Origin of the sequence: Paraniabella aurantiaca (genome assembly GCF_050309965.1) — a bacterium.
GTDB lineage: Bacteria > Bacteroidota > Bacteroidia > Chitinophagales > Chitinophagaceae > Niabella.
This window is the reverse complement of sequence record NZ_JBLOSY010000001.1, coordinates 3,319,080-3,328,195: the sequence shown is the minus strand read 5'-3', so window position 1 is coordinate 3,328,195 and position 9,116 is coordinate 3,319,080. Positions and strand designations below refer to the sequence as shown.

At 39.1% G+C, this 9,116-nt stretch carries 17 protein-coding genes and 1 tRNA gene; all 18 read right to left on the bottom strand.

Annotation, left to right across the window (positions count from 1 at the left end):
* Positions 1-97 precede the first annotated feature (97 nt).
* The 18 genes from ACLOAU_RS14630 to ACLOAU_RS14545 all read right to left on the bottom strand — a co-directional run bounded on the left by ACLOAU_RS14630 (position 98) and on the right by ACLOAU_RS14545 (position 9,111).
* Positions 98-715, bottom strand: coding sequence for a hypothetical protein (locus ACLOAU_RS14630; RefSeq protein WP_427862614.1), 618 nt, complete (start codon positions 713-715; stop codon positions 98-100).
* 13 nt (positions 716-728) lie between these two features.
* A tRNA-Cys gene (locus ACLOAU_RS14625) sits at positions 729-801 on the bottom strand.
* Positions 800-1,258, bottom strand: a complete 459-nt coding sequence (locus ACLOAU_RS14620) for a hypothetical protein (RefSeq protein WP_427862613.1) — start codon at positions 1,256-1,258, stop codon at positions 800-802. The genes ACLOAU_RS14625 and ACLOAU_RS14620 overlap by 2 nt, the downstream gene beginning before the upstream one ends.
* Complete coding sequence (locus ACLOAU_RS14615) at positions 1,259-1,441, bottom strand: hypothetical protein (protein WP_427862612.1); 183 nt, start codon at positions 1,439-1,441, stop codon at positions 1,259-1,261.
* Positions 1,442-1,497: 56 nt separating this feature from the next.
* Positions 1,498-2,160 carry a hypothetical protein gene (locus ACLOAU_RS14610; protein WP_427862611.1) on the bottom strand — a complete coding sequence of 221 codons (663 nt, stop codon included), beginning with the start codon at positions 2,158-2,160 and terminating at the stop codon, positions 1,498-1,500.
* The gene (locus ACLOAU_RS14605; RefSeq protein WP_427862610.1) at positions 2,161-2,850 is read right to left on the bottom strand and encodes a hypothetical protein; all 690 of its coding nucleotides are present in this window, start codon (positions 2,848-2,850) and stop codon (positions 2,161-2,163) included.
* Positions 2,851-2,971: 121 nt separating this feature from the next.
* A complete protein-coding gene (locus ACLOAU_RS14600; RefSeq protein ID WP_427862609.1) occupies positions 2,972-4,153 on the bottom strand; it encodes a phage terminase large subunit in 1,182 nt (393 codons plus the stop codon).
* The gene (locus ACLOAU_RS14595) at positions 4,150-4,623 is read right to left on the bottom strand and encodes a terminase small subunit (RefSeq protein ID WP_427862608.1); all 474 of its coding nucleotides are present in this window, start codon (positions 4,621-4,623) and stop codon (positions 4,150-4,152) included. The genes ACLOAU_RS14600 and ACLOAU_RS14595 overlap by 4 nt, the downstream gene beginning before the upstream one ends.
* A gap of 95 nt (positions 4,624-4,718) precedes the next feature.
* Positions 4,719-5,012, bottom strand: coding sequence for a hypothetical protein (locus tag ACLOAU_RS14590; RefSeq protein ID WP_427862607.1), 294 nt, complete (start codon positions 5,010-5,012; stop codon positions 4,719-4,721).
* A 187-nt stretch (positions 5,013-5,199) separates the two neighbouring features.
* Positions 5,200-5,415: a hypothetical protein gene (locus ACLOAU_RS14585; protein ID WP_427862606.1), complete on the bottom strand. Its 216-nt coding sequence runs from the start codon at positions 5,413-5,415 to the stop codon at positions 5,200-5,202.
* The gene (locus ACLOAU_RS14580; RefSeq protein WP_427862605.1) at positions 5,412-5,708 is read right to left on the bottom strand and encodes a hypothetical protein; all 297 of its coding nucleotides are present in this window, start codon (positions 5,706-5,708) and stop codon (positions 5,412-5,414) included. The genes ACLOAU_RS14585 and ACLOAU_RS14580 overlap by 4 nt, the downstream gene beginning before the upstream one ends.
* Before the next feature lie 247 nt (positions 5,709-5,955).
* Positions 5,956-6,861 carry a hypothetical protein gene (locus ACLOAU_RS14575; protein ID WP_427862604.1) on the bottom strand — a complete coding sequence of 302 codons (906 nt, stop codon included), beginning with the start codon at positions 6,859-6,861 and terminating at the stop codon, positions 5,956-5,958.
* Positions 6,862-6,865: 4 nt separating this feature from the next.
* Positions 6,866-7,114: a hypothetical protein gene (locus ACLOAU_RS14570; protein ID WP_427862603.1), complete on the bottom strand. Its 249-nt coding sequence runs from the start codon at positions 7,112-7,114 to the stop codon at positions 6,866-6,868.
* Between the two features lie 2 nt (positions 7,115-7,116).
* Positions 7,117-7,512 carry a hypothetical protein gene (locus ACLOAU_RS14565; protein WP_427862602.1) on the bottom strand — a complete coding sequence of 132 codons (396 nt, stop codon included), beginning with the start codon at positions 7,510-7,512 and terminating at the stop codon, positions 7,117-7,119.
* A complete protein-coding gene (locus tag ACLOAU_RS14560) occupies positions 7,505-7,750 on the bottom strand; it encodes a hypothetical protein (RefSeq protein ID WP_427862601.1) in 246 nt (81 codons plus the stop codon). Before ACLOAU_RS14560 ends, ACLOAU_RS14565 begins: the two co-directional genes overlap by 8 nt.
* Before the next feature lies 1 nt (position 7,751).
* Positions 7,752-8,198, bottom strand: a complete 447-nt coding sequence (locus ACLOAU_RS14555; RefSeq protein ID WP_427862600.1) for a hypothetical protein — start codon at positions 8,196-8,198, stop codon at positions 7,752-7,754.
* Positions 8,195-8,830 (bottom strand): DNA cytosine methyltransferase, encoded by a 636-nt coding sequence (locus tag ACLOAU_RS14550; protein WP_427862599.1) that lies wholly within the window; start codon positions 8,828-8,830, stop codon positions 8,195-8,197. Before ACLOAU_RS14550 ends, ACLOAU_RS14555 begins: the two co-directional genes overlap by 4 nt.
* Positions 8,831-8,865: 35 nt before the next feature.
* Positions 8,866-9,111, bottom strand: coding sequence for a hypothetical protein (locus ACLOAU_RS14545; RefSeq protein ID WP_427862598.1), 246 nt, complete (start codon positions 9,109-9,111; stop codon positions 8,866-8,868).
* Positions 9,112-9,116 lie beyond the last annotated feature (5 nt).

The window sequence follows — 9,116 nt, the reverse complement described above, 5'->3', positions numbered from 1 at the left end:
CATTTCAGCTTCTTTATTAGGAGGAAAAGGCCGCGCTACGGCATCAGGCTGTTCAATTATTGTTTCTAGTATTTGGCAGGATGGAGCTCGCATTGTTTTATATTTTATGTTGTGGGTGAGTGTCTACTACTTCAATATTTAGTGATAGAAGTTCTTCTGACAGATAATCTTCGAGTTCACAACCTGTGAAAACCGATGCTTCAAAATCCAATCGAACCCCACTTGCACGGTCGATGCCAATGTTGGTAATTGGTGTTACAATCGCTTTCTTTTGAGTTGTTAACCTGAATGATGTGCCTTGCAATCCTTTGGCTTTCTGAACCATTTTTAAAGCACGTAGGAAGTTTTCCGAACACCTAGCCATATCATGCCAATCAAACATTAAACTGTGTTGTGAAGTACCTGTATATTGGTTGGGATTGGCCACCTGATTGTCTGATGTATAGAATGATGGCTTTAAAAAGAACATTCGAAACATGAAACTCTTCCAACTATCATCGATGGCACTATCAACCACATAAACCGGAGGCATACACATTGCTAAAGGATATTTCTGTGTAGTGATCAGCGGTTTATTTTCATCCAATACTCTCCCCAACTCATCAGAGTTGATTTCATGGCCATACTTAGGTGCAAAGAAAAAACGCCCTTGTATAGCTTCTGATTTGCTAAGAATAGACTTAAAAAAAGTTTCTATAAATGGGAAACCTATCATTGTTGTGTTTTAGAGATAATGGCCGGATTCGAACCGGCGCATGTTTGATCTGCAATCAAATGCCTTTCCAACTTGGCTACATTATCACGCTTCAGCTCTTACCGACTTCATAGTAGACTTATTATCTTCCAACTTTTGTTTTGTTGACATTTCATTAATCAGATCGGTTTCTATCTTTTTCCTTAAAGAACTTGTTTCCTCGTTCCATAACTTAGATAGTCTATCTGTTTCCAAAAGAAATTCTGAATAACTGGAAAAAACCATGTTCAAATCTTTCATTGAACGGCTTTCAGCATTGTTAGACAACATAGCAAATTGCAGCATCGAAAGATTATTCTTGTCTGTTCTTAATAACAATTCCATCTCAGATATGGAACAACCCAAGCTAACGGGAGATGCGTGATTGAGGGCACTTACAGCCCTCTCAAACCAACCATCAGATATTTTTTCACCCGGAAACATAATTTTACTCAATGCTTCCTGAAATCTCTTACTCAGTTCTTGTGCCACATTAAAAGGCGGTTTTTGTGCTACTTGTTGCATTTATTTTTTGTTTTTAATTTTTTCAAATTCAGCTTCTTGGTCCAGGTATTGTGATTCGCCAAAGCTTTTCTCTTCACTGGCATAGATCATTACATCAAATGCTGATGCTTCCCGGGCGCAATCAATACTATTCATTCCAGATCCTGGGATATCGAAAACTTTCTTTTCAGCTATACTCTTCAAAAAGTTGACCCATCCATACACGGAGAAATGTTCTTTTATGAACTTACCCTTCTGTTTTACTCTTGATTTTGCAAAGACATCAAAGTGTTCAGATAAAAATTCATTGAACTGTTCAAAAAAAAACCTACCTGTAAGGCTATGTCCATTGGAAGTTCGCGCATCAACTGCAGGCGTTCGCTATCTTCATACACAAACTCCTTCTTGTACGGTTCATCTTGCTTACGAAAGAAGATAGCAGCCAGCTTTTGCATCATTTCCCATCGTCCGTTCCCCAATTCAATCATATCTTGAACGATCTGTTTGGAATCTATGATTTCGCCAAACTTCACTTTAGAAGATTGGTTAAGATTCGGCGGCGCTAATTCCCAAACCTCATTGTTCCAGTTAAATAATCGTTGAGGTTCAAGTTTATTTTCCTCTTCAAATAATACGGAAAGAGATGAGTAGTAAATGTTTGCTATTTCATCAATAAATTTACTTTCCTTCAAAGATTCCGGGTCTACATCAGCAAAGAAGGCAAACGTTCTAAACATTCGCTCAAAGTGCATTTGTACTGTTTCCATTTCCTTTTCAGGACCATCTTCCATATCAATGATGGAGGTAAGCATTTCGTCCAACTCTTTGCCATATTTATTATGGAAATCGATACGTTGCCCCAATGTAATTTCACTTAATGAGGTCGGAAGAATTATTTCCTTATCGTTGATTATTACTCTCACTTAGTTAATAACTGGTAATTCAGAAATTCTTTTCTCAGCGGCTTCTTTAACAGTTGCACGGTCCTCATCAACCATAAGTCGGTCAATTTCACCGGCTGTAGCTGTATTTCCAATTCTTTCTATTCTTTGCTTTGCTGTTTCCTCTTTGGAGGGTGGCGGGATGATTGGATTACCACCGGTGTGAATCGCTTCTGCCCTGGCTTTTTTATCAGCTTCTTTCTTTGCTTTACCGGCTTTGATGGATTCGATAAATGCAACATTTAATTCAGCATCTTCAAAATCGATAACACCAGCTTTTTTAGCTACACCACGCAATGCCAACACATCTTCAGGCAAAGTATTATTCTGTAAAACCAATGTTGATTCTTGGCTATCAATTACAGCATATAGGTCATTTACTTTTTTAATGAAATCTTTTTTAGTTTCTTCTGCTGGATTAATAGCCGAAGATGAAACAGAGGTGTCATTAGCATGTATTTCTTTCCCCATAAAACTCTTTATTGGTCCTAATGTTGGAGCTTGGGTTGTAGGTTGACTAACACCTGCTGCATGAGAAAGTGCATTAATGCTTTGTTTGAAATTGGAATCAACCTTTAATGCTACACCAGGTAATTGTTTAATTAGTTTAGCGATTTGTGATTGAGCAGCCAACGCTATGTCTATAGCCTGCTTTAAGTTTTCTGTTTGCATAAATTTTTTTCGTAAAATTAAACCAATAAGATGTAAAATAAATCAAAAAGAGATAAATTTGTTTGTAGGAGTCTTGTAGCCACTTTTGAGTTTTTCCCGCTATTGAAAAGTAGCGGGTTTTTTATGCGGCCTCTTCGATGTCATCCAAAAGGGAACTACTGGAAGGTGTGCCAACAGCAAAACGATTTGATTTTCGGCCTGTATAACTACCATATCTGGCAGCATCCATTCCATCATCCATAAATTTAACTGGCTCGTCAAGACTTTCGCCTGTTTTTTTATCCTCTTTCCATTTGTAATGTTGTAATTCTTTAATAACGCCTTTTGAATTCTTGGTAACATTTAGCTGATGCTTCTTAACGAAAAGAATACCATCAAATACTGATTTATCGGCCGGAAGCGCATTAAAACCTGCCCTTTTTAATTCTTCTATAGCATCCGGCCTGGCATGATCGCAATATATCGGAGCTCTACCAATGGAAAGGTCTTTCATTTGATATATCAAGTCTCCTATTGTCATTTCTGACTGATAAATCATCTCATTCCAGAATAGTTTATTTTCAATGCTGGCAGTTTCGATAAGGGCCATTTTGTGATTAAAACCAAAATCAAGTCCATAACGAGGTTTTAGAATAGCAGGTATCTGTTCAATTAATTGGTAATTCGGATAAATGAGGCCATGAATTTTGCCGGTAAGTCCACGGGCATATACTTTATGCAGTTCTGGATCATCAATGCTTTCTATCTCAGCATGCTGCTCTTCTGACAGGAAAATGTTTGATCGGTGATCAGAAATGATCAACCTCGTTTTATCTTGACCGATCAGATTTTCATGAACCCAGAATTTCGCTGTAGGGTTATAGTCGATGAAGATTTTCCACCGGGTCCGGATGGCGAGTTGCCAGTAAACCATGTAATCAATACCATTCGCCTCATTGAGAAATAGAATATCCCTTTTACCCGACTTTGCATCCTGTTCATCGGAATAAGAGTTAAATTCTATTATTGTTCCATTATTGAATTCGTAAATCCGATCTGACTTATTGTACCCTTTGATGTATGGTTTTAACCAGGTTTCGCTTCGTTCAATAGTTTGCGCATCACGAATGGCACCTTTCTTAAGGTTTGGGATATCCTGACCTACTACAGTAATAACCAGGTTAGGATGAGTACAGGCAATGACAAAAAGCAGCTGTAATATGGTGTATGTTTTCCCAGAAGAGGTTCCACCCTGGTTTATTATGACTTTTAGTGATTTGTCATCAAAGGCGGCTTTGTTCGGATGGTATAGTTTACCGATCATGAAACATCCTCTTCCCGGGTTGCAAAGGTGAAATCGTTGGGGGCTACCTGGATGATGGGTACCGGCAGATCCTTTCCATTGGTGGTAATATCCAGTTTACCTTTCTGGCCTAACTCGTAAGAAATGATGTTTTCCTTCAAAAATCCAGCGGCTGCACCTTCAAACTGTTGATTCTCTATAATTTGGCGAATCATGGCAGTGACCGTCAAAAAGTCTTTTCTTTCTTCGTAGCCTTTGAATGTGTTTACAACTATACCCGCAAAGATGCAGAACCCTTTTAGCGTGAAAGGTCGCATTTTGGGTAGCTTTACTCTTTTCCCGTTCTTATAATCTACTTCCTGAAAAGGGTTACTGTTGACCCATATTGCATATTCATTGAACTTCAAACGAAGTTCTTCCGGCGTATACTCCAGGGGCCGACCTGTTGATTCCGCTATAAGATAGTACTGATTTCCTTTTGGCGCTGCCATAGGAACAAAGTTATATCAAAATGATGTTTTTTGAATCAAATTGATATAAAACAAAAAACCCGGCCAAAGACCGGGCATAGCTTAAATGATCTCATTTATGATTTACTAAGGAAATAATTATCTATGTCATTAACAAACTCCTTAAAAACATCAAAAGATTCCTTGTTTTTAAAAACTAAGCACACATTATTAAATGATTGGGTGTCTACTGGTATAGCATCTCCGATATTTCTTGACTCATTTGATATTCCAATATTTAACCCAATGTGCTCAGTTGAATCATTCTGATCAGGCTGAATTCTGACATTCCCGAGATTTAGTGAGCCATCACCGAAAGTTACCATTATTAAATTATTGCCATTTTGCTCTTTTACAACTTCTAAGCTCATATTTTTTTTCGTTGAAATTAAGTAATTAATCTATAAATTAAGGGCGCACAAATGAAGAAGGTTTATATCCTCGCACTTGGTAGGCACTATTTCATTTTCCATTTTGCTTATTTATTAGCCCGGACTCCCTGATAGGGAGATGCTGGCCAGCGTACCATATCGGTATCCGCATCAACGGGGGATTTCTTTAAACCTCCGCTATCATGCTTTCGGGTATATCAAATAGATCTCTTACAATTAAATATTCGTAAAAAGACAATTTGTAGTAAGTGTTTTTACTCGCGTACCGGAAGTAATGCTCATTAATCTTCCTATAGACCACATACCAATTAAACCATAAAAAGCTTTTTTGAACCACTATCTCTTCATGGTCATTTCTCTTTTTAATACTAATTATTTTCATTTTATATCTATTGTGTTGTTAAGAAATGTTGATTTATCTAACTCACGACTTTCCGGTTTTTTCAAACCTGATTCAAAGCCGTCTTCCCACGCCACTTCCAGCACCGGCTTTAGGGGTTGGGAGTTTTCGAGAACTTTTAATATTACCTCATGTTTAGCCTTGTATTTTCCCAGTCGCTTCATATCTAATAGTTTCCGGTTTAATGTTGCCTCTGTATCGTAACCTATAAGAAGCGCTTCCAGCCACTTTCGACTAATTACGATCCCGTCTGATGGGTGTAGGGGGTTACTCATAATGTTTTTCTTTTCCATGTAATTCCAGATTTAAAGAATGATTGTTCGCTTGTTAATAATAGCCTTTTCACCAGTTTTGCAGCGGTTGACGGACTTATCATAATTTTTATTTGATCGGGCCCACCGCACAACCTAAAATCAGCCGGTAGTCATTGGGTTATAAACCATGTATCATCCCAATCCTTTACCACCCTTTCTATATAAATAGTGCAATTTCCAGTAAGAGGCATTTTCTTTACGTATTTACTCATACTTCAAGGTTTTTTGGGTCTGTGATTTCTTCCACTGATATTTCATCTGCAATACTGTGACCATATCCGTCAATTGCACCAACCACCTCAACACCAGATTCATTTATCCTTATGCGCATCATCAATGAACCGCCAACAGTTAATTCATACTCCTTTGAAAATGTTTCCAGCGCCTTCTTCGCCCTCATATCACCGTACTCCCTTATCTTTTCCAGTAAATTCTCATGGATGCTATGACCGATCGGCACCCCCAGCAGCTTACCGATCTCCTGGTCATCGACAGCGCTGAGGATCTTCATTGCAGATTCTTTCCAGGCTATGAGTTTCCGGTTCTGGGAGGCGGCGTAGGCAGCGGCCATATAATTCATTCGATCAACAATGCTCCACACATCCTCATCTAATCTTTGGTAGCTTCCAACAAAATCATGCATATCGTCATTCGTAAAACACTGCTCCCCGGTGTTGGGTTCTGACTTCGTTGACCACCCCCTATACATCATAAATAAAGCATAAATGGCGACATCGCGCGGATCACCCTTTTGAATATGCTCCATCATGTTATCGCGACATTCCTGTTCCCATTCCTCCGTTAACCACTCATTGCCATATCCATACTTTTCCTGATTCTTAATCATTTTTAGCCGCAACTCTTCAAAGCAATGTTTTAGAAGATTACTACTATCAGGGTGCAATTGGTCTTCCTTCCCCTCATCAATTTTAATCAACTCCCCCAGGTGATCCTTCTGCGACTGTTTTGCGTTGTAGGCTTCGGCTGCCTCCCACCCAGCTTTAAAATCAGATTCTATATTATCAACACCCTCGCTTGAAACTTGAGTTTTAAACTGAATAGCGTATGACTTAGCATACTCGTCCTTTACTTTTTGCAACAATTCTTTATCCATAATTTTAATTTTCAGTTGATCCTTTCTTAACCCCCATAAACGAAATCCACCCACTATCCTCTGACCCGAAAACAGGAACATACCCGTAGGTGTCACAGGCGCTCTTTATTACCTGTTTATTTTCTATTCTGACAGGGAAGCCGTTATTCTGGATACAGTCTTCACCTCGCTCTATTTTAGCCAGTATACGTCCAAATTCAACGCCATAGGTGAAGCTTTCGGATTGATCGGTAAATGAGATAAGGAGGTTCATATTTATAGTTTTATTTCAAGCTCGCGGCCTGTGAGTGAGTAAAAAAGATTTTGAAGCTCGTGTAGGAATTTTATTCCAGGCGGCATTAGCGAGTGTCTATTAACACTTAATTCGACAAATTGAGGATATTTTGAATACACTCTAATAAAAGACCACTCATTCGTAACCGGTAAACTAAACCAGCCATCACGACCAAACGGATCAAACCCCGCCCTCACCAATATTTCTTCAGTTAAAGGGATTGACGAACAATATGAAGATGGCAGTGGGGAATACACCTTATCTTCGATACTCAAATCTTTTACCTGCTCATACTGAATGAAAGTATCGCGATAATATGAATATCTAGCTACCCAGTTTCCCAAGCGCAGATCCTGCGGCTTTATTGTGTTACTCATTGTTGATGGTTTTAAGTCTTTCGATTTCCTCTTCTAACCGTTCTACCTTAAACATTAAGTACTCTACCTTCTGGTATAGTTCGTGTTCTTGTTGAACACCATTTTCGTGTAATTGCTTTTCCAGGTCTTTAATTCTGCGATTAGCTATATCAGCGTCAATGGCGGCACATTGGGCCATTTCTGCATTTTCCGCATCTCTTGCGGATGTGTAGTGATTTCCGTATAAATCGTAAGGCATCTTACTTAATTTTAAAAATTAAAAAAGCATTTTTCCAAACCTGCGATTCGGCAATTCTCCATTCCGATACAGCGTCTATGTCATATCCGAACAAGTGATGCTCTTTAGGTTTAGGAACAGTATTTACTAATTTTATCTGCGCCTCCAAAAGAGACTGTAGGGATTCGAGGGCGGTATCCACAGAGGGTGACAATGAATCATCGTAGTTTATATACCCAACAACTTCAGGTATATAATCCACCACCTCCTTAGCCTTTTCATCACTTACGCTACCCCATAGTCCTATTTCTTTCCAGTCGCCGGGTGGGAGTGTAAGCGATTCATATCCTAATCCGTAATCAATATCTACATGTAGGTTATGGCTCGTTAAAGCGGTTCCGGTCGCCCCATCCGGCAGATCCACAACGAGAAGCGTGCCCTTGCTGGTTTCAAATGTTTGTGTTGTCATAATCCTTCGAATAACATTTTTTGAACCGGTTGATAATTTTTATTTTTCATGCAGTTGAATATATGTAGGCCGGTCTCCGGGTTGACACAGTTCCGATACACCTGATCTTTTCTTACGTCTAACTTGAATTGCGATAAATCAAACCCGGAAAAATATGACCAATCCTCGCACTTGCCCATGGGGATGTTTGCATCTTCTACTTTTATGGGATCTATTTTAAAGTTTGACCAAAATAAGTGCCTTCCCAGCTTCACATCAGGTTGAATAAGGGGGGGGTAGTATGGTACTACATTCTCGGCCACCCAATCGCCTTCAAACCAATTGTCCAGGAATATTATCTCCTGATATAACGTCATATCCGGGTAGTATTTCTTTCTGTTATCTGCTGTTTTACTGGCCCAGAAATTAGCGCGAGAATGAGTTATGCAGGGTCGGGAGGTCCATATAAAATCAAACTCTTTATAATGCGCTAAAAGATACTCATGGGCATCACCTACTACTACATTGTCATTCGGGAAATAGTGCCGGTAAACATTAGCTACCGATTCATTGTATTCAACAGCCGTTACTTCGCAATTTGCCCATAGCTTGCGGTTGCCGCCTATCCCTGCGTATAAGTTCAGTACTCTCATTATTACTTTTTTTACCCATTAAGGGTGTTGGTTAATTAAAGTGGTTCCTGATTCAGTGGCGCTAAGTGCTTCACTAACATCTTGTGAAGCTTTTTGTATGCCGCTATACGTTGCTTATGGCTCATAAAATCTTGGAAACCTAAGATTGTGATACTCTCCCTTATTTTCTCCATTCTCTTTATTTCTAGCGGGTCACACTTAAATCCCTGTTTCTTTATTTGGCTTAGCAAGGTGTCACCAATTGCACCATATTGAATTCCTACATCTATTTCTGGTTTCATATTTG

Coding starts and splice junctions, on each gene's coding strand:
- ACLOAU_RS14630 (WP_427862614.1), bottom strand. CDS start 715: ATGATAGGTTTCCCATTTATAGAAACTTTTTTTAAGTCTATTCTTAGC.
- ACLOAU_RS14620 (WP_427862613.1), bottom strand. CDS start 1,258: ATGCAACAAGTAGCACAAAAACCGCCTTTTAATGTGGCACAAGAACTG.
- ACLOAU_RS14605 (WP_427862610.1), bottom strand. CDS start 2,850: ATGCAAACAGAAAACTTAAAGCAGGCTATAGACATAGCGTTGGCTGCT.
- ACLOAU_RS14600 (WP_427862609.1), bottom strand. CDS start 4,153: ATGATCGGTAAACTATACCATCCGAACAAAGCCGCCTTTGATGACAAA.
- ACLOAU_RS14595 (WP_427862608.1), bottom strand. CDS start 4,623: ATGGCAGCGCCAAAAGGAAATCAGTACTATCTTATAGCGGAATCAACA.
- ACLOAU_RS14590 (WP_427862607.1), bottom strand. CDS start 5,012: ATGAGCTTAGAAGTTGTAAAAGAGCAAAATGGCAATAATTTAATAATG.
- ACLOAU_RS14585 (WP_427862606.1), bottom strand. CDS start 5,415: ATGAAAATAATTAGTATTAAAAAGAGAAATGACCATGAAGAGATAGTG.
- ACLOAU_RS14580 (WP_427862605.1), bottom strand. CDS start 5,708: ATGAGTAACCCCCTACACCCATCAGACGGGATCGTAATTAGTCGAAAG.
- ACLOAU_RS14575 (WP_427862604.1), bottom strand. CDS start 6,861: ATGGATAAAGAATTGTTGCAAAAAGTAAAGGACGAGTATGCTAAGTCA.
- ACLOAU_RS14570 (WP_427862603.1), bottom strand. CDS start 7,114: ATGAACCTCCTTATCTCATTTACCGATCAATCCGAAAGCTTCACCTAT.
- ACLOAU_RS14565 (WP_427862602.1), bottom strand. CDS start 7,512: ATGAGTAACACAATAAAGCCGCAGGATCTGCGCTTGGGAAACTGGGTA.
- ACLOAU_RS14560 (WP_427862601.1), bottom strand. CDS start 7,750: ATGCCTTACGATTTATACGGAAATCACTACACATCCGCAAGAGATGCG.
- ACLOAU_RS14555 (WP_427862600.1), bottom strand. CDS start 8,198: ATGACAACACAAACATTTGAAACCAGCAAGGGCACGCTTCTCGTTGTG.
- ACLOAU_RS14550 (WP_427862599.1), bottom strand. CDS start 8,830: ATGAGAGTACTGAACTTATACGCAGGGATAGGCGGCAACCGCAAGCTA.
- ACLOAU_RS14545 (WP_427862598.1), bottom strand. CDS start 9,111: ATGAAACCAGAAATAGATGTAGGAATTCAATATGGTGCAATTGGTGAC.